At 31.6% G+C, this 18458-nt stretch carries 19 protein-coding genes; 6 read left to right on the top strand and 13 right to left on the bottom strand.

All coding sequences use genetic code 11. The annotated features are described in order from the left end of the window. Window positions 1–37: 37 nt before the first annotated feature. A complete protein-coding gene (locus FG167_RS11740; RefSeq protein ID WP_203458440.1) occupies window positions 38–820 on the bottom strand; it encodes a formylglycine-generating enzyme family protein in 783 nt (260 codons plus the stop codon). An 8-nt stretch (window positions 821–828) separates the two neighbouring features. Further along, window positions 829–2271: a copper-containing nitrite reductase gene (gene nirK / locus FG167_RS11735; protein ID WP_203458439.1), complete on the bottom strand. Its 1443-nt coding sequence runs from the start codon at window positions 2269–2271 to the stop codon at window positions 829–831. Window positions 2272–2505: 234 nt separating this feature from the next. Between nirK and FG167_RS11730 the strand changes: the two genes are divergently transcribed. Then, window positions 2506–3327, top strand: a complete 822-nt coding sequence (locus FG167_RS11730; RefSeq protein WP_203458438.1) for a universal stress protein — start codon at window positions 2506–2508, stop codon at window positions 3325–3327. 10 nt (window positions 3328–3337) lie between these two features. Here FG167_RS11730 and FG167_RS11725 read toward each other — a convergent pair whose 3' ends face one another. The 11 genes from FG167_RS11725 to hemN form a co-directional block, all read right to left on the bottom strand. After that, on the bottom strand, window positions 3338–3781 hold the full coding sequence (locus FG167_RS11725) for a hypothetical protein (protein ID WP_203458437.1): 444 nt from the start codon (window positions 3779–3781) through the stop codon (window positions 3338–3340). 37 nt (window positions 3782–3818) lie between these two features. Beyond that, entirely contained in the window at window positions 3819–4601 is a 783-nt protein-coding gene (locus FG167_RS11720) for an ABC transporter permease (RefSeq protein ID WP_055442398.1), read from the bottom strand. After that, window positions 4594–5301: an ABC transporter ATP-binding protein gene (locus tag FG167_RS11715; protein WP_203458436.1), complete on the bottom strand. Its 708-nt coding sequence runs from the start codon at window positions 5299–5301 to the stop codon at window positions 4594–4596. Before FG167_RS11715 ends, FG167_RS11720 begins: the two co-directional genes overlap by 8 nt. After that, complete coding sequence (locus tag FG167_RS11710) at window positions 5295–6530, bottom strand: nitrous oxide reductase family maturation protein NosD (RefSeq protein ID WP_239004380.1); 1236 nt, start codon at window positions 6528–6530, stop codon at window positions 5295–5297. Before FG167_RS11710 ends, FG167_RS11715 begins: the two co-directional genes overlap by 7 nt. 4 nt (window positions 6531–6534) lie before the next feature. Continuing rightward, window positions 6535–6972 (bottom strand): nitrous oxide reductase accessory protein NosL, encoded by a 438-nt coding sequence (locus FG167_RS11705; protein WP_203458435.1) that lies wholly within the window; start codon window positions 6970–6972, stop codon window positions 6535–6537. Between the two features lie 29 nt (window positions 6973–7001). Further along, the gene (locus FG167_RS11700) at window positions 7002–7619 is read right to left on the bottom strand and encodes a hypothetical protein (RefSeq protein WP_203458434.1); all 618 of its coding nucleotides are present in this window, start codon (window positions 7617–7619) and stop codon (window positions 7002–7004) included. Window positions 7620–7772: 153 nt separating this feature from the next. Beyond that, complete coding sequence (gene nosZ / locus FG167_RS11695) at window positions 7773–9743, bottom strand: Sec-dependent nitrous-oxide reductase (RefSeq protein WP_203458433.1); 1971 nt, start codon at window positions 9741–9743, stop codon at window positions 7773–7775. 29 nt (window positions 9744–9772) lie between these two features. Continuing rightward, window positions 9773–10342 (bottom strand): fasciclin domain-containing protein, encoded by a 570-nt coding sequence (locus FG167_RS11690; protein WP_203458432.1) that lies wholly within the window; start codon window positions 10340–10342, stop codon window positions 9773–9775. A 6-nt stretch (window positions 10343–10348) separates the two neighbouring features. Continuing rightward, on the bottom strand, window positions 10349–10852 hold the full coding sequence (locus FG167_RS11685) for a cytochrome c (protein ID WP_203458431.1): 504 nt from the start codon (window positions 10850–10852) through the stop codon (window positions 10349–10351). Window positions 10853–11098: 246 nt separating this feature from the next. Then, window positions 11099–11932 (bottom strand): universal stress protein, encoded by an 834-nt coding sequence (locus FG167_RS11680; RefSeq protein WP_203458430.1) that lies wholly within the window; start codon window positions 11930–11932, stop codon window positions 11099–11101. A gap of 12 nt (window positions 11933–11944) precedes the next feature. After that, the gene (gene hemN, locus FG167_RS11675; RefSeq protein ID WP_203458429.1) at window positions 11945–13309 is read right to left on the bottom strand and encodes an oxygen-independent coproporphyrinogen III oxidase; all 1365 of its coding nucleotides are present in this window, start codon (window positions 13307–13309) and stop codon (window positions 11945–11947) included. Between the two features lie 153 nt (window positions 13310–13462). Here hemN and FG167_RS11670 point away from each other — a divergent pair, with 153 nt between their 5' ends. The 5 genes from FG167_RS11670 (at window position 13463) to FG167_RS11650 (ending at window position 18457) form a co-directional block, all read left to right on the top strand. Further along, window positions 13463–14092 (top strand): YceI family protein, encoded by a 630-nt coding sequence (locus tag FG167_RS11670; RefSeq protein WP_203458428.1) that lies wholly within the window; start codon window positions 13463–13465, stop codon window positions 14090–14092. Between the two features lie 82 nt (window positions 14093–14174). Further along, entirely contained in the window at window positions 14175–14729 is a 555-nt protein-coding gene (locus FG167_RS11665) for a superoxide dismutase family protein (protein WP_203458427.1), read from the top strand. Between the two features lie 912 nt (window positions 14730–15641). Next, a complete protein-coding gene (locus FG167_RS11660) occupies window positions 15642–16952 on the top strand; it encodes a hypothetical protein (RefSeq protein WP_203458426.1) in 1311 nt (436 codons plus the stop codon). 2 nt (window positions 16953–16954) lie between these two features. Beyond that, window positions 16955–17482 carry a hypothetical protein gene (locus FG167_RS11655; protein ID WP_055442411.1) on the top strand — a complete coding sequence of 176 codons (528 nt, stop codon included), beginning with the start codon at window positions 16955–16957 and terminating at the stop codon, window positions 17480–17482. A gap of 12 nt (window positions 17483–17494) precedes the next feature. After that, the gene (locus tag FG167_RS11650; protein WP_203458425.1) at window positions 17495–18457 is read left to right on the top strand and encodes a DUF6175 family protein; all 963 of its coding nucleotides are present in this window, start codon (window positions 17495–17497) and stop codon (window positions 18455–18457) included. Window position 18458 lies beyond the last annotated feature (1 nt).

The following is an 18458-nucleotide window of genomic DNA, read 5'->3' as shown; positions in this document are numbered from 1 at the left end:
CTAAAGAAAATACTATTCAAATTTACCATCAATAATTTTAAAATTCATTTGGTATATCTTTAACACATCTAAACCCTAAATTCTTCATAGAGTATTTGGCTTTTAAACTTCCGCGAATAGCATAGCGCATAAAAGCAGCATAGTTCATTAAATCTGTAGCATTAACGGCAGCACTTCCGCAGAACAAATTATTGTCTTTATCTACATCTTTTCTCGATTCTCCAGAAATTAAAACCGAATTAAAATCCAGCGTCCATTCCCAAACCAAACCATGTAAATCATGAACTCCCCAAAAATTTTCAGGATGGAGTCCAATCGTATTTTCATTGGTTCTTGGTGCTTCATACCAAGCAAGAATTTCGGCATTATATTCGGGTTTACTCCTTGCATCTTTTGTGGTTTTGTCTGCCATTGCCACATATTCCCATTCATCTATCGTTGGTAAGCGTTTCCCTTGGCATTCGCAATAGTCTTTGGCTGCAAACCAAGACACATAAGTAACTGGACTGTTAGGTTTTTCAGAATCTTTTAGTTCCGTATCAGATTTCCAATTCACTAAATATCCTTTATCTGCAAATAAACTAATGACATTCGATTTTTGCCATTTCGGATATTTTTTCACAAAATCTTCAAATTGAGAATTGGTTACAGGATATACATCCATTTCAAAATCTTTAACAGCAACTACTGTAGAATCTCTTCCGTATAGCGGTAAATACCGACTACCTTTAATAGAAACCATGCCTTCAGACTGTGCATAAAGCATCGTTTGAAACACTAACAAAACAAACAAAATTCTAAAGGCTTGGCTTTTTATCATTTTAAAAATTATTTACTTTTTTTAACTTTTTCTACCATTTCTTTGGTAATCACTTTTTTAGAGTTTCCCCAACTGTTATACACGTATGTCATCACATTTGCAATTTCGTCTGTAGATAACATTTGTCTAGTCATTACACTGTTATATTTTTCACCATTCACTGTAATTTCGCCAGTTTTTCCACGTAAAACAATTCCGATAGCACGACTTACATCTGCATTTAAATAATCGGAATTAGCTAAAGGAGGAAACGCATTTGGAATACCTTGTCCTTCTGCTTGATGACAAGCAAAACAGGTTTGCATATATGCATTTTTACCAAATTCCATTTGCTCTTCAAAAGATTTTGCTGGAATTTCTGATGCAACCACTTCGTCTGTAGTTGGCATACTTTGAATTCCAGGACCTTCTGGTAAATAAATATCATCTCTAATTTCACCAGAATATATTTTCTTGTTTTCTTCACCTTCTACTTTAAGCATTCCTAAAGCACCTTTATTAAAGGCTCTAAATATAGAGTGATCTACTATAATAAAAGTTCCAGGTACATCGACACGAAATTCTACCATTGCTGCACCACCAGCAGGAATCAAAGTAGTTTGTACATTTTCATTAATTAAATCGCCACCTTCTACATGTACTCTGTCGAAAATCTCACCAATAACATGAAAAGAAGATACTAGACCAGGTCCGCCATTACCGACAAACAATCTTACCGTTTCTCCTACTTTTGCAGTAATTGCATTATCTCCTGTAAGTGCTCCAACTTTACCATTAAATACTACATAATCTGCTTTTTCATCTACTGCTTTTTGCATATCAAAAGGTTGTAAACCACGTTCTCCATTTGCACCTTTAGTATAGAAATCTCCTTGCATGATGTAGTATTCTTTATCTACTGGAGGTAAACCGCCTTCTGGTTCTACTAAAATTAATCCATACATTCCGTTAGCAATATGCATTCCTACTGGAGCTGTTGCACAATGGTAAACGTACAATCCTGGATTTAAGGTTTTAAAAGAAAACACTTTTTCATGTCCGGGAGCTACAAAAGAAGATTCTGCTCCTCCTCCAGGACCTGTAACTGCATGCATATCTATATTATGTGGCAGTTTGTTATCTGGATGATTTTGCAAGTGAAACTCTACCTCATCACCTACTCTAGTTCTTATAAAGCTACCAGGTACTGTTCCGCCAAACGTCCAATACATATATTCTACTCCATCTGTCATTTCTCCTACTTTTTCAAGGATTTCCATTTTAACGATAAGTTTTTTTGCTTTACGTCTTCCCACTGGAGTTGGTAGGTGTGGTGGCGAAGTTAATTCTGCTAGCATTTCTCTATTCACAGGAATATCTTCTGTATTTGCATATTCTGTTTCTTTGTTATTAAAGCAACTAACCATGGTTAGTGTTAAAATAAGCATCATTAATTTTAGTATTGTTTTCATATTAGTTAGTTTTAATTTATTAGGCGAAATTAAAGTAAAGTTTAATCTCAAAACATGATAAATATCACAAAAAAGACTTTTTTGTCCTCTTTAAATTTTACACCTTAAATTACGTAATAAAAGTTAGATAATTCAGGTTACAAATCAGTTAGTTACCAATAAATCACAAAGCTGATTTAAGTCATATTACTTAATCTATATTTATAATATCTTTAAAAATAAATACTAAACATCATGAAAAACATACTATTACTATCGGATTTTTCTACTAATTCAGAAAATGCAATACATTATGCGATGCACTTTTTTAAAAATGAAAAATGCACCTTTCATATTATGCACATACATAAAATAGGAAGTTTTACATCGGATGATTTAATGAATTCTCCAAAAGAAAGTATTTACGAGTCTATCACTAAAGAACCTAAAGAAAAACTAGAAGCACTTGTTGAAAATTTAAAAAGCACTTTTAGAAATGCGAATTATAGTTTTGAAACGATTATAGATTTTGATGTTTTTATTGATGCTATAAATCAGGCTATCACAAACCATAAAATAGATTTTATTGTTATGGGAACCAATGGTGCTTCAGGTGTTAAAGAAGTTTTTTTAGGAAGCAATACAATTAACGTCGTTAGAAAAGTACACTGCAAAACACTAATTATTCCTGAAGGGTATACTTTTACACCAGTTAAAAAATTATTATTACCATTAGATCCTCATGATGCAATTGGTGGAAAACAATTTATAGAATTATTAGGATTTATAGAAACCTACAAATTACATCTAGATGTTTTAAGAGTGAATCCGAATAAAGAAAACCCAAAATTAGAGCAAGAAGACCTATCTAATTTAGCCCTTTTTGATTGTAGCTATCATGTAGTAAATGATGTACCTATGGATTTTGCCATATCTAGTTATATGCAAACAAACACCATAGATTTCTTGGCGTTATTTGTTAAAAATGAAAGATTTTTAGAGCATTTCTTTTCTAAAGCAAACACGAAGATTAACCTTTCTAAAATAAGTAAACCAATACTGGTATTACATCCTTAAAAGGAATTAATTACAATTTAAAATAAATAAAATAGTCTTTAATTAAACCTTCTAGTTTTGTTAAAGCAGCTTCTCCTTCTGTATTATTTTTAGCCTCTTTTAAGTTAGAAATTTCATCTAGCATAGGAACTAAAACTACATGCAATTGATCATGAGGTTCACCAACCATACTGCAGTTTTTAATAATATAACTGGTTTGTTTAGCTAGCTTTTTACCCAAAGCATTGTAATCTTTGTTTGTTTCGGTTTTAAACGCTTCAATCATAGCATTCATTTTTACAACGCCTCCTTGGGTTTCTGGGTTAGCAAGCCATTTGTTACCATGATTCAATCTTAGTTGCAAAGTATCTAATAATGAAATTTCTTTGGTTTCCTTCGTTTTAGTTTGTCCCTTTTTATTTTCGGTATTACAACCAAAGACAAATGCTAAAAGAAGTATTATTACAATTTTCACCTTCATAATTTATATTATTTAATTGCCAATAATAGACTTAAAAGTCTTTTTTCTTCGCTTTAAAAACGATTCTTAAAACGGGTAATATAACCCAAACGGTTAACATAAAGAAAGATACAACAAGTCCGAAACTTGTACCAAAGAATTGTTTAAAAACAGCTCCTGTGTATCCTAACAATGCAGAAATATCTAGCTTTAATAATATAAGTGTTCTGGATAAATCTATTGGATTTAACATGGTTCCAATTAAGGATAATTTGTCTAGTGGATAATCTTCAAACATAATTAATGTCATTAAAAATAGTCCGTCATAAATGACAGCAAGAAACAACCAAAGTAAGATAGCATAACCAAAACCTTTAATTTTATTTTCGTTGGAAAGGGCAATATTAAAAGCTAATGCCGTAAAGATTAAAGTTAAAAAGGTTCCTGTAATTAGTAACAATGAAAAGTCCCAAATAGCACTACTTTCAAACAAACCATAAAAGACAAACGGAATACCTAAACCTAGAATTAAACTCATAGAAAGCGATAATGCTACACCCAAATATTGTCCTAAAAATATAGACGATCTTTTTATGGGTTGTGCTAAAAGGAGCTCTGTAAATTCCTGGGAATTATAATAATACATGACACCAAAAATGGTTCCTATTAAAGGTACTAAGACAATAATAACATTCATTAAAGTAATTACTGCTTTAGATAAGTCGTTGTTTAAAAATAGTAGAACAACACCAAGCAATAAATAGAATGCAAAGTAGACGTAACTCCAACGACTACGCATTAAATCGAAAAAACTATATTTTAATATTTTAAGCATGATTATCTGTTAATATAGACGCAATTGCATGTTCGAAATCGGGTTGATTGGTCTTGGTTTTTAATTCGGATATTGGTCCTTTAAAGTAAATTTTCCCTTCCAGAATAAATACTATTTCATCGGATATTTCTTCCACAAAACTCATGATATGAGAAGTAATAAGTATTGTTTTTCCTTTGGCTTTTTCGGCTTTAATTAAATCTTTTAAACGGATTAGAGAAATTGGATCTAAACCGGTTGTTGGCTCATCTAAAATAATTAACGGACTATTAAACATGAACGTTAAAACGAGGTTCACTTTTTGTTTTGTTCCTCCAGAAAGGTTTCCTAATTTTTTATCTAAAAAAGGTTCTAATCGAAACAATTCTATTAAACGTTGATCTTCGTCTGTAGGTTTACGTAAATCTTTAATCATTTTAATTAATTCCTTCACTTTTAAATTACTAGGAAAGTTGGCTATTTGCGGTAAATAATCAATTTTATGTCTGTAATCCGAGTTTTTCTTAATGTTTTCTCCAAGTACTGTTATATCTCCTTTATTAGGAATAACCATACCTAAAACCGATTTAATTAATGTGGTTTTACCTGAGCCATTTGGTCCTAGAATAGCAAAAATACCACCTTCATGGATATTTAAATCCACACCACTTAAGACCTGGTTTTTGCCGAATTTTTTATGTAAATTATGAATGGTTACCATGTTAATTTTTTAATTAGTGGATTGTTGTCTAATAAATCATCTGGTGTAAATACTGGGGATACTTTTTCAGAAAAATCAATAATATCTATAAACATACTACGCAATAAAATAATAGTTTCTGGTGTGCGGTTTACAATATATGAGAACAGTTTTACAGGTCTAAAAGGAATATCTCCTACGCCATTTTTATCGAGATCGTAACCGGTGTAATTAGACCAAAAATTCTTATCAAAAATATTATCATTTACATTACTATTGTACGCAATATCAAAAGAGTTGTATAAAAAATTATTTTCGGTAAACGTATTGGTGTAACAGGCTCCTTTTACTTTAATTGCCCAACCATTATTTGAAAAATTATTGTGTTTATAGATAATTCGATTAGAACCTTCTATGTTGATGCCAATGGTGTTATCTTCAAAGGTATTACCAATAATTTCGGCATCATTAATTTCTTTAAGTAACATACCATACGATGCGGTTCCCCAATTTTCTTTAAAAAGGTTATTGTACATTTTTATACGTTTGGAAAACATAACCGCTACTCCTGCACCATTGTTTTCAAAAGTATTGTCTTGGTAGATATCGTCATTAGAGAACATAAAATGCAATCCGTAACGTACATTTAAAGTACTAACATTATTCTTAATAAGACAATCATCAGAGAATTCTAAATAAATTCCGTCTCGAACATGTTGCACAAAATTGTGTTCAATTTCTACGTTTTTACTATACCAAAGTTGAATTCCATTTCCGGAATTGTATTCTTCCACGGCATCCCCAATAATCTTATTATGATAGACTTTACCATCTCTTGATTTTTCGATATAAATTCCGAAGAAAAGCTTTTCTAAAACTAAGTTCTGAATCACAAAATTTTTGCTGTTTTTTACGCGAATAGCAGCATAGTCTTCGGTATAACTGGTACCTACATTTATAATGAATAATCCGTCAACGGTTACATCATCTGAAATTATGGTAATTATCTCTCCTTTTAATTCCCCATCAATGACTGGATATTTTTCACCAATTATAGTAAGTGGTTTATCCACTATAATCGCATGTTCTTTGTAGGTTCCTTTTTTAATTATTATGGTATCAAAATCTTTGGCTTGCGTTATAGCACTTTGAATTGAAGAAACAGTACACGTTTTGCAAACAGTTATAGTTTGAGCAATACTTGACCAAGCCATAAAAATGGCTATAAAAAAAAGGATTCGGTTTTTCATGAGACTAGTTTTTTAAATGATCTAGTAGCTCTGTCCAAGAGTATAATTCTCCACCCTTTTCTGTTTGTATTTTTTCTGCTTGTGAACGATCTTTAAAAGCGGTTAAAAATGCTCCCATTGGACTAGGAATCTTTTTACTTATTAAATACGTTGCTTTTGTAGCATCTGTAAAAGTTTCTGGTTTTGAAAAATAATTTGTTAGGTATAATTCTATTTCAGAAGTATCAAACTCGTCCAAATAATTAACCATACATTCTGTTGCATCAAATTTGTAAGCTTTACCTTTTTTGGTAACAAACTCTGCTGCATGCACTTTATCTACGATGGTCATTTTACAAAAATGACAACCATCGCTTCCATATTCTATGGGTTTAGGAGATACATTACAACTTATAAAACTTAAAAATAATATGAAAGTAGAATAGTGTTTTAGTGTTTTCATTTTTTTAGTGTTTTGAAAATATAAAATTACTATGTTTTTTTATTTAAACTTGTTTTTCGTCCTAACCAAAAAGCAACAAGTGTTAAAGACATTCCTACAAACATTAGATATCCTCCCGTGTGTGGTAATGAAGTTACATCAAAGTTTAATAGTTTCTTAAAACCAATTAGTGGTGGTTTATACGACATTGGTGTACCATCTGGATTGGTTACTTTTATGATTGCGTGTGGATCTAAATTTCCACCATAATCTACTAACCAATTGTTAAAGTCGTACATACCTAAAATACCAAGTACGGACATAAATAGAAACCAGCCTAAGAAATACTTATAACTAACTTTTCCAAAATAGCCCAACAGACCAATAATAACACCTAACATAGCCATGCCAAATATAACCTTTGGAAACATGGAGAATTCCCACATTTCGTCTGCTTTTGGTATGGTTTTCATACCAATATAGTGATTTAATCCGTCAATATTTTGTAAATCAAATTCGGACACGCCTTTAATACCATCAATATAAATATTCATTCCTAAAGGATCAGGATATTGTGGTGCTCCAAGCATAATATTCCATAACGGAAATTTAAAAAGCCCTAATAACAGTAATGAACCTATAATCATTATAATGCTAGCCTTTTTCATGATGTTTTGTATTTAATGTAGAGTAATCAGTGAGGTTTCTGTATAACAGAATAAAGTGTTTTAAAAAAGAAAGGCGAGAGCGAAAATTCAACTCTCGCCTTAATTAGAGAAATAAACACTAAAACAAAACTTCTCTAATTCTTTTACTATTAATTATTCAATGTCTTCTCCAAGAGACCACTTAATTGGTGTGTCTGAATTTGCAGCAGATACTCTAACATAACCTTGCATTTCTTGGTGTAATGCAGAGCAGAAATCGGTACAATAAAATGGCCATACACCAACTTGTTTAGGTTCCCAAACAGATGTTTTTGTTTGTCCTGGCATAACTAGTAATTCTGAATTGTTTTGACCTATTACCGCAAATCCATGAGGTACATCAAAATCTTGTTCTAAATTAGTAACGTGGAAGTATACCTTGTCTCCTACTTTTATACCTTCAATATTATCTGGTGAAAAGTGACTTCTAATAGTTGTTAAGTAGATATGTACATTTTTACCATCTCTAACCACTTTAGTGTCTGCATCTGATTTAGCTGCATAAGGATGCTTGTTATCTGCTAACTTATAGATTTTTTGAGATTGTGCTTTAATAATACCTGCTTCCATTGCAGCAGCATAATGTGGCTCTCCATGTGTTGGAAAATCTAAAAGTAATTCCATTTTATCTCCAGAAATATCATACAATTGTGCAGAGTGCTCCATTTCTGGACCTGTTGGTAAATAACGATCTTTTGTTATTTTATTCATTGCAAACATGTATTTACCTTGTGGTTTTCCTGAATTTCCTCCAGGAATTGTTAAGTGACCAACAGAATAATATGTAGGTTTTCTATCCACAACTTCCCAAGTACCTAATTTCCATTTTACAACTTCTGAAGAAATAAAGAATGTAGTATATGCATTTCCTTTTCCATCAAACTCTGTATGTAATGGTCCTAATCCTGGTTGTTCTACTACTCCAGCTAAAACATCTTCGAAATTTAAAATTGGAATTCCGTACGCTTCACCAGCAAACTTTTTATTTTCAATAGCATCTAACATTTTTGTAAACGAATGCACCGTTAAATTAGCCGATAGCTTACCATTACCTACAATATATTCTCCAGAAGGATCTACATCACAACCGTGAGGTGATTTTGGTGTTGGAATAAAATAAACAGCTCCAGGAACTTCTATTGGATTTACAACACGAACTTCTTTCTTCATAGTAGATGTCGCTGTATGTGTATGCTCATCATATACATTATGTGCATAATTAGCAGGCATCATAGTTCCACCTCCATTATTTACATATTCTTCAATTTTTTTCCAATTAATAGCTGCAATAAAATCTTTATCATTTTGTGAAGCATTCACCTCTAAAAGCGTGTTAGCCTCTTCTGTATTATATGTTGTAAAGAAGAACCAACCATGAGATTTCCCACGTCCTGGATGTGATAAATCGTAGTTAAATCCTGGCATTAAAACTTGGAATTTAATATCCATGTTTCCTGTTTCTGGTGCTACACTAATAAAAGATAAGGCACCTTGAAAGTTTCCTTTATAATCTTTAATTGGCATATCACGTTGCGGAATTGGAACAGAAAAACGTGTTCCTGCCACTACATATTCTGTATTTTCAGTAACAAAAGAAGAACTGTGATTACCTGCACTATTTGGTACCTCTATAATTTCTTCGGTTTCAAATGTGGTAAGACTAAGTCTTGCAATACGTGGTGTATTGTTTTCATTTATAAATAGCCAACGACCATCTAACTCTCCTTTAGATTGCGAAATATCTGGATGATGCGCATCTCCCCAAGGGATAAATCCATAAGAAGTGTTTAACATTGGTTTCGTTTCTTCTGAATACCCATAACCTGAGGTTGGAAATTGAGAAAATACAGGGATTTCTTTAAACATTCTACCAGAAGGTAAACCGTAAACTGTTACATTACCACTATAACCTCCAGATAAAAAGGCATAATGCGAATCGTACTCTCCTGGAGCAACATAAACTTTTTCTGCAATATTACTTGCTAATGCACCAGACTTTGACCCTGATTTATTCCCATTATTACAACTTGTAAATCCTAAAAGGATAACAAACATTGCAATGCTTGATGTTAGTAAATTTTTCATTGTTTTTAAATTTTTAGTTAGTGTTTTAATTAATCAGTTGGAGGTAATAAAACTTTATCAATGATGTGTACAATTCCGTTTCCAGCTTTTACACTTCCTAATATTTTTGCTCCTCCAATCATTGGTTCTCCATCTACAACTTCCACTTTTACATAGTCATTATTAGCTTGTCCTAGTTTTTTAAATTTCTTTAAAAAGTCTTTAGAATAGTTACCAGGAGTTACATGATACTTTAAGATATTAGCCAAAGCATCTTTGTTTTCTGGTTTTAATAAATTTTCAACCGTACCTTCTGGTAAAGCTGCAAACGCTTCGTTAGTTGGCGCAAACACCATTAATGGTCCTGCATTTACTAAAGCATTTTCTAATTGTGCAGCTTGTACAGCAGCTACTAACGTTGTATGGTCTTTAGAACCCATAGCGACACTTAAAACGGTTGTACCAACGTCTCCTTCAATAAAGGCTTGCCCTGTTTTTTGTGATGTTACTTCCGTTTTCACTTCGGTATCTGTGGCAGAAGTACTTTGATTATTGTCTTTACAAGAACTTACTAAAGCTAAAGTTGCAAAAACAAGTAAGAAGTTTTGGATTGGTTTCATAATGATTTATTTAAGGGTTCTAAAATATTCTAAAACAGCTCTTGCTTCTTTTTCTGTAAGATGTTGGTTTGCCATAGGTGCACCATTAAACTCCATTAATAACTCTTTTGCTAATGGATCTTCTTTTACCATTTGCTCTGGATTTAAAATCATATTCATTACCCATTCTGGAGTACGTCTTTCTAAAATACCTGTTGGTGCTGGACCAATAAATTTTTTGTCTGCTCTATGACAAGCTGTACACATTTTTTTGTAAACATCTGCACCATGTGTAGCCATTGCTTGATCTACCTCTGCTCCAAGTGTTACAGATTTAATTGGACCGACACCTTTATTAGATAAATCTATTTTTTTAGATGCTGGAACTTTTTCTGCTTTAGGCGTTGTAGTTTTTTCTGTTGTTGCCTTTTTTTGATAAGAGAATCCTTCTTTTTTCTTTTCTTCTTTGCCTCCACAACTTACTAGAAGTGTTACAAATAATACCATCAATAATTTTAGTGTTGTTTTCATCTGTTTTTGTTCATTGATTATTTTAATACTCCAAAATTACCAAGAAAGCTTCTTTTAAAATATGACATTTATCATATTTAAGATGAAATTGTCTTAATTAAAATTAAACATAAAAATAGCCAAACTAGGTTTGGCTATTTACTCACTTTAAAAAATTTAATTAACTAACTATAAGACCTCTTTAAAGTGAAAGTTTTATATTTTTTAATTCCATTTTCTAGAAAAAATACTAGAAATTAATTTCTGTTAAATTTTAAATGTCATCACTGGTAAAGTAGAATGATTTGCAATATCTTCAGAAATACTACCTTCAAAAAAATGTGCTAATCCAGTTCTACCATGCGTTGCAACTGCTATTAAATCTGCACCTATAATATTAGAATAATTTAAAACCCCTTTTTCAATAGAGTAATCATTTACGTAAGCGACCTGTTTCATTTTATCCAGATTACCTTCGGCTTCTTTTAAAAAGGTTGCCACACGTTTTTCTATTTCCGTAGAACTTCTAAATTGATTATCTGGAAGATTTACATATACCAAATGCATTTTAGCATCTAATGTTTCCATCATTTTACTAGCATTTAAATATGGTTTTATTGCATCTTTAGAAAAATCGGAAGCAAAAATTACGTTTTCAAAATCTGTTAAAATAGGATTTTCTTTAATTACTAAAACAGGAATATCAGAATGTCTTACCACTTTTTCTGTATTAGAACCAATAAGTACTTCTTTCAATCCACTCGCTCCTTGAGAACCCATTACAATTAAATCTGCATCGTGTTCTTTAGCTACTTCACTAACCTCACTAAAAACTTTAAAATGCTTTACCAACGGAGTTACTTTAGCATCCTTTAAATAATCTTTATCTAAAAACTCTTGAAACCTTTTTTCAGCAAGTTTTAAATAGAAAACAGTTTCTTCTTGTTGCATATTTTCCGCATTAGAAATAAGCGCATTAGAAAGTTCTAGCATGTGTAATGCTAAAATTTCTGCATCATATTTTTTAGCTAAAACAGCAGCGGTTTCTAAGGCATATTCTGAATGTTCAGAAAAATCTATTGGTACAATAATTTTTTTCATGATTTTTTGGTTTTAAATGGTCATTGAAAATAGTTGCGATTCTGGCTTGTTACGTTGCAAAAGCAAATCGAAAGCCATACAAATATTTCTTACAAAGGGTTTTCCTTTTTCTGTTATTATTATTTTATTGGAAAAGATTTCAACTAGTGCATCTTGTTCCATTTCTTTTAATTTTATTAGTGTATCCGGTAACTCTGAAAAATAATTTTCGGTTGGTGACCAAGAAGTTTCCAATTGACACATTAAATTTAAAATGTGTTTTCTAATAATTAAATCTTCCTCATTTAATATATGTCCGCGATACACAGGAATAATATTTTCGTCTATTAAATGGTAATATTCTTCTAAACCTTTTACGTTTTGTGCAAAACCATACCAACTATCACTGATGGAAGAAACTCCAAGACCTATCATAGCTTGTGTTTTAGAGGATGAATACCCCATAAAGTTTCTATGCAATTCTTTATTGGTTGTTGCTTGGTATAAAGTATCTGTTTGCAATGCAAAATGATCCATCCCTATTTCTACATAATCAGCTTCAAATAGCATTTTTTTACCTAACTCGTATTGGTTTCTTTTACTTTCTGGAGTTGGTAAATCACTATCTTTATAACCACGTTGCCCGTTTCCTTTAATCCAAGGTACATGTGCATAACTATAAAAAGCAATTCTGTCTGGCTTTAATAATTTGGTTTTATTAATGGTTTCTTCTACATATGCTTCGGTTTGAAATGGTAATCCGAAAATAATATCATGACTTATGGAGGTATAGCCAATTTCTCGCGCCGTTTCTGTAACTCGTTTTACGTTTTCAAAAGGTTGTATTCTATGTATTGCTTTCTGAACGGTTTCATTATAATCTTGTACACCAAAGCTTACACGTTTAAATCCTAAATCAAAAAGCGTTTGTAAATGCGCTCTGGTTGTATTGTTAGGATGTCCTTCAAAACTAAATTCATAATTTTCAGCAAGCGTAGCTTTTCTTACAATACCTTTTATTAATCGCTCTAAATTTTGTGGAGTAAAAAACGTTGGTGTTCCTCCTCCTAAATGTAATTCTTTAATATTTGGTTTTGTTTTTAAAAGCGCACAATACAAATCCCATTCTTTTAAAACAGCTGTAATATATGGTGATTCTACTTCGTGTCTTTTAGTAATGCGCTTATTGCAACCACAAAAGGTACATAAGCTTTCGCAAAATGGTAAATGAATATATAAACTAATACCTTCCGTATCATTACTTTCTTTAAAAGATTGTATTAATGAAGCTTTCCACAATTTTAATGAAAAAGTATCATTATTCCAATAAGGAACCGTAGGATAACTCGTATAACGAGGTCCTGGAATATTATATTTATTAACTAGTGAATTTGCCATACCTAAAAATTCTTCTCCAAAATTACAGAGGTTATGTATCTTAAAATATGACATATATCATGTTAATAATAATTGCTATAATTAAGAATTTAGTAAGTACTTGCAGAAACCCATTTATCTACTTAACTTTACTGAAACATTTAAAATTTAATTATGAAAATTACAAAATTTCTAACAATATTAGCAGTAACTTCATTACTAGCTACTTCTTGTAAAGAAGAAAAAAAAGAAACAGAGACACAAGTAATAGTGCCTACGGAAGCAACTAGTTCTTTTATTATAAAGCCAGAAGGAACTTCTGTAAAATGGACTGCATTTAAAACTACAAAAAAAGTACCTGTTGGTGGCGAATTTGCGACTTTAAATTTTGAAAAAAAATCTGGTGCAACACCGGAAGAAGCTTTAAATAATTTAGAGTTTTCTATTCCAGTAAGCAGTTTATTTACTAAAGATGACACTAGAGATGCTAAATTGAAAGCTTCTTTCTTTGGAGCTATGCTAAATACCGATTTAATAAAAGGTATTATAAAATACAATAATGGAAATTATAGTGCTACTATAACCATGAATGGCGTTACGGAAGATTTACCTTTAGATGTAAGCATTGCTGAAGAAAGACGAGTTACCATGAAAGCAAAAATGGATCTTAAAAAATGGAATGCTTTAAATGCTTTAGAAACCTTAAACAAAGTGTGTCTTGACCTTCATAAAGGAGCTGATGGTGTTAGCAAAACATGGGAAGATGTGGATATAGAAATCAGCACTTATTTAAGAGATAAATAAAATAGTAAAACCATCCCAATTGTAATTTGTTATTACTGAAATATATACTAACTTTAGTATTTCATATAAAACCCCTTTAATAATGAAAAGAAGTACCATTTTTATTTTAGCCTTAAGTGTCATTTTTGCAATTGGTTGTAAAAAGGGAGTGAAACAAGAAACTGGAACCACCAAGGCAATGACTGCTAAAAAGGTGAAGATGAAACTAGAGCCAAAAAGCGGTAGTAAAGTAAAAGGAAATATTGCTTTTACGGAAGAAGACGGTAAAATTAGAATGGTAGCTATTGTTGAAGGAATGGATCCAGGAACAACACACGCCATGCATATTCATGAAAAAGCAGATTGCTCTGCTGCAGATGGCACTTCTTCTGGAGGACATTGGAACCCAACTGCACAACCTCACGGAAAATGGGGAGATGCCGCAGGATACCACAAAGGAGATATTGGTAATATAACTGCGGAAGAAAATGGTAGAGCATATTTAGAGTTCTCTACTAAGGAGTGGTGTTTAGGTTGCGGAGACCCAAACAAAGATATTTTAGGAAAAGCAATTATTGTTCATGCAGGAGCAGATGACTATGGTCAGCCAACAGGAAACGCTGGTGGACGCATAAGTTGTGGAGGAATTATAGAATAAGAATAACCACAATTTTAAATAAAAAAAAAGCACAATTTTGTGCTTTTTTTTATTTAAAATATTTACTAAGATTTACATTAAATAATACTAAATACAATTAAACCTATTGGTTTCTAAATTTCAAGATAGGAATGAATAAACCTTTGAGAAATCACACAATATGTATAGTTACCGTATGCATAACTCTATTATCACATTTTAATCAAATGCTGTTCAAGTTGTTCCCCTAGAAACAGTACTTACTAGTGCCTAAATTAAAAAGATTGATTATTGCAATACTGTTTGAGATAATTATAGTGCTCTTTTTTCTGTTTTATTTTTAGGGATTTCAAGATATCACCTTAGATATACCTCAAATTCTATAAAGACAATTATTAAGTAATTCATGCTCACAAATACCTTCAACATCTATTATATTTTTCTCTAATTTCATCTTTACAAACCAATTTACCGATAATGGATTATCTAAAAATATCGCAATATTTATTTGTATAAAAACGAGCATAATCCATCTATAACCTAAAGTATCTGCTACTATATTTATAACGGATACATAAAAAAACTCGTTCCTTAAAAAAAAGAACTCCCTGACTTTCAATAAACTACAATAAACATTTGATTAAAAATGGTTACAATACGGGAAACCGTAAGGGATTTCCTATGAACTCTCTTTAATTTGCTATGCAGCAAAATAAAGCCAAAACACCAAATGATATATTTTAAATACAATAAAAATAAGCGATTTATCACCTATAGAATCACTTTCAATTTAATCTTAAATCAAAAATAACTGTTCGTTTGTTCCATGCTATTTTGCTCTACCTCACTTTGCATAGGTTCTTCGCAAAATCTATGTATAACAGCCTCTCACTAACCTTATTCAAATACGTTATAATCAATTAAACAACCAAGATGAAAAACAAAAAAAACATTATTATTCTATCCCTATTAGTATGCGCCATCCAAGGAATATCGGCTCAAAAAACTAAAATACAAGAAAAAAAATACCAAAGAAGTTCCCTGCACAACGTTTTAGTGATAGGCGAAAGCTTTGAAAAGTCAGATGTAGTTGCTAAGTATTATGAAGCTTGGCCATTCCCTGATAAATATAATGATCAAAGAGTCGAATTAAATTCTTTTAACAGATCTGAATATTCTCTAACAGATGAAGAAAGAGAAGAACTTGGTATCAGCAAAAGTAAAACGAATCAAATGATTGGTAGCGCTTTATCTGATGCTGCCTCTAGTGCTACTTCTGGTGCTGTTACAGATAACTCAGAAGTACAGTATGAAATTGACAAATTTGTTAAATCAAAAAAACTTCCTTTTGAATTAGTTTCTAAATGGTTTAATCTCGATCATTTTGGTGAAGAGAACTATAACCCAATGAAACTTATTCAAGATAGAGGGATTTACAGTGCTAGTGCACAAGAAATATCTGAAGCAAACACCACTAGTAGAGGAACCAATGAACTTAAAAACTCTGGAAAATATTTAATAAAAAACACTTTTGTAGTTTTTACAAAAATGAATTTTGTTTCAAATGAACCAATAGCTTTAGCTATTAAACAAACTGCCGATGTCGCTGCAAATGAATTACCAGGAATGGCTAAAACTTTAGCTCTAAAAGCTTCTGAAAAAGCATATGACAAAACAAAAGAAGGATACTCAGTTTGGACTACAGCATGGTTATATCGTTTAGATTGGACAGATGAGTCTTGGGCCGATTTAGCAAACCTAATTAAGACTAAAAGAAATGGTGAAGATGTAAACTTTGCTTCTTTGGATGTGAATTTTGAATTTATTGGAAAAGAAAATGCTAGAAGTCTAGTTACGTTTTCATTAAAAGAAAAAAGAACAGAAGAACAGATTATTGAATTGTCTACCATTCGAAACATAGATATGGTATATACCAAACTTCAAAAAAAATATGATGTGTTTAAAACCAAGTCTCCAATATTAATTGAAGATGGTGAAATTTATTCTAAAATAGGCATGAAAGAAGGATTAGAAGGAGGCGAAAGCTTTGAGGTCCTTGAGGAGATATGGAACAATGAAACTAATGATGTAACATACAAGAAAATTGCAACTATTAAAGTGGACAAAAAGCAAATATGGGATAACCGTTATGGAGCTAGTGACGAAAAAGAATTAGGTAAAACCCTTTTTAAAGGAAAAGTAAAGAATTTAGCTTCAGGAATGTTAATCAGACAAATTCAATAATCATGAAAAAGACATTACTTTTTATTGCGATCTTATTTTTTACAGTTGGAACAACAAATGCCCAGTCTAGAAGAAATAAGAAAAAAGCAGATACAGAAACTGCTAAATGGAATTATGATATTGAATGTATTGGAGAAGCGAAAGCAGGAGTATACACGCTTAAAGTCTTTTCAATATTAAGAGATGAAAGTATTGCCAGAGTACAAGCTTCTAAAAACGCTGTTCATGCTGTTATATTTCAAGGAATTAATGCACAAGGTACCAAGTGTACCCAAAAACCAGCATTAGCAAGGTCTCCAAACTTAGAAACGGAATTTGAAGAATTTTTTAATGTTTTTTTTGAAAGTAAAGGCAAAAAAGACCTTAATAATTTTAGTAAATATGTTAACGTAATAGATGGTGTAACAGACAGAATAAAAGTAAGTAAAAAAGAATACAGAATTGGCACATTAGTTACTGTAAACGTTGCTCTTTTAAGAAAAACACTAGAAAATGAAAACATTATAAAATCACTGGATAGTGGTTTTTAAAACTAATATAAAATGAAATTAAAAAAACAAACATTAGTAATAATCATCACTCTATTAGCGGTAAACGTATCGTTTTCTCAAGCTAAAAAACCAACTCTTATGGTAGTGCCAGCAGACACTTGGTGCTTTGAAAACGGATACACACAAACGATTAACAATCAAGGTGTAATTAAAGATATTCCATTGTATCAAATGGCACTTCAACGTAATAGTGATTTGGCCTTAGTGATTACTCAAATTAATGGTTTATTAAGTGAAAGAGGATTTAGCGCGAAAGACTTATCTGCAGAACTAAAAAAAGTAGAAGCTAAAGCCGCTGAACAAGAATTAAGAGCTTCAAAAAACACTGGAGCAGAAGTTTCTGAAACACCTGTTGATGCTCTTAAAAAAACAGCTAAAGCGGATATCATTCTTGAAATGAGTTGGGCAATTAATGATAATGGACTTGAAAAACAAGTTACTTTTATTTTAAGAGGTCTAGATGCTTATACAGGAAAACAAATAGCAGAAACTTCTGGTACAGGAGCTCCAGACTTTTCTAGTCCATTACCTCTATTATTAGAAGAAGCTGTGAGTTCTAGAATTGACAAGTTTTTAGCAAGCTTACAAACTACCTTTGATGGATGGTTTGATAAAGGTAGAGAAGTTAATTTGGGAATTCGTGTTTGGGATGATTGGGAATACGATTTAGAATCTGAAGATTTTGGAGATGATGAATTAGGCTTTTTAATCGAAAATTGGTTAAATGACAACTGTGTAAATGGATCATATACAACAATGGATGCCGAGGCTACAATGATGAATTTTGAACAAGTTAGAATCCCTATGACTTATGAGAGAAATGGAAAAATTAGAGGAATGGATGCCAGAACTTGGGCTAAAGGCTTAAGCGCTTATCTTAAAGATATGGGGATTATAAATAAATTAACTATTAGTGGATTAGGTGAAGCAACGCTTTATTTGGGCTCTAAATAAT

It is taken from the genome of Lacinutrix sp. WUR7 (genome assembly GCF_016864015.1).
Taxonomy (GTDB): domain Bacteria; phylum Bacteroidota; class Bacteroidia; order Flavobacteriales; family Flavobacteriaceae; genus Oceanihabitans.
Note: the sequence above shows the minus strand (reverse complement) of the source record. Positions and strands in the feature narration are given on the sequence as shown.

What these genes read in the sequence shown, in the direction of transcription:
- FG167_RS11740 (WP_203458440.1), bottom strand. Translation starts at nt 820, where the DNA reads ATGATAAAAAGCCAAGCCTTTAGAATTTTGTTTGTTTTGTTAGTGTTT.
- nirK (WP_203458439.1), bottom strand. Translation starts at nt 2,271, where the DNA reads ATGAAAACAATACTAAAATTAATGATGCTTATTTTAACACTAACCATG.
- FG167_RS11690 (WP_203458432.1), bottom strand. Translation starts at nt 10,342, where the DNA reads ATGAAACCAATCCAAAACTTCTTACTTGTTTTTGCAACTTTAGCTTTA.
- FG167_RS11655 (WP_055442411.1), top strand. Translation starts at nt 16,955, where the DNA reads ATGAAAAAGACATTACTTTTTATTGCGATCTTATTTTTTACAGTTGGA.
- FG167_RS11715 (WP_203458436.1), bottom strand. Translation starts at nt 5,301, where the DNA reads ATGGTAACCATTCATAATTTACATAAAAAATTCGGCAAAAACCAGGTC.
- hemN (WP_203458429.1), bottom strand. Translation starts at nt 13,309, where the DNA reads ATGGCAAATTCACTAGTTAATAAATATAATATTCCAGGACCTCGTTAT.
- FG167_RS11685 (WP_203458431.1), bottom strand. Translation starts at nt 10,852, where the DNA reads ATGAAAACAACACTAAAATTATTGATGGTATTATTTGTAACACTTCTA.
- FG167_RS11650 (WP_203458425.1), top strand. Translation starts at nt 17,495, where the DNA reads ATGAAATTAAAAAAACAAACATTAGTAATAATCATCACTCTATTAGCG.
- FG167_RS11730 (WP_203458438.1), top strand. Translation starts at nt 2,506, where the DNA reads ATGAAAAACATACTATTACTATCGGATTTTTCTACTAATTCAGAAAAT.
- FG167_RS11700 (WP_203458434.1), bottom strand. Translation starts at nt 7,619, where the DNA reads ATGAAAAAGGCTAGCATTATAATGATTATAGGTTCATTACTGTTATTA.
- FG167_RS11710 (WP_239004380.1), bottom strand. Translation starts at nt 6,530, where the DNA reads ATGAAAAACCGAATCCTTTTTTTTATAGCCATTTTTATGGCTTGGTCA.
- FG167_RS11720 (WP_055442398.1), bottom strand. Translation starts at nt 4,601, where the DNA reads ATGCTTAAAATATTAAAATATAGTTTTTTCGATTTAATGCGTAGTCGT.
- FG167_RS11665 (WP_203458427.1), top strand. Translation starts at nt 14,175, where the DNA reads ATGAAAAGAAGTACCATTTTTATTTTAGCCTTAAGTGTCATTTTTGCA.
- FG167_RS11660 (WP_203458426.1), top strand. Translation starts at nt 15,642, where the DNA reads ATGAAAAACAAAAAAAACATTATTATTCTATCCCTATTAGTATGCGCC.
- FG167_RS11705 (WP_203458435.1), bottom strand. Translation starts at nt 6,972, where the DNA reads ATGAAAACACTAAAACACTATTCTACTTTCATATTATTTTTAAGTTTT.
- nosZ (WP_203458433.1), bottom strand. Translation starts at nt 9,743, where the DNA reads ATGAAAAATTTACTAACATCAAGCATTGCAATGTTTGTTATCCTTTTA.
- FG167_RS11680 (WP_203458430.1), bottom strand. Translation starts at nt 11,932, where the DNA reads ATGAAAAAAATTATTGTACCAATAGATTTTTCTGAACATTCAGAATAT.
- FG167_RS11670 (WP_203458428.1), top strand. Translation starts at nt 13,463, where the DNA reads ATGAAAATTACAAAATTTCTAACAATATTAGCAGTAACTTCATTACTA.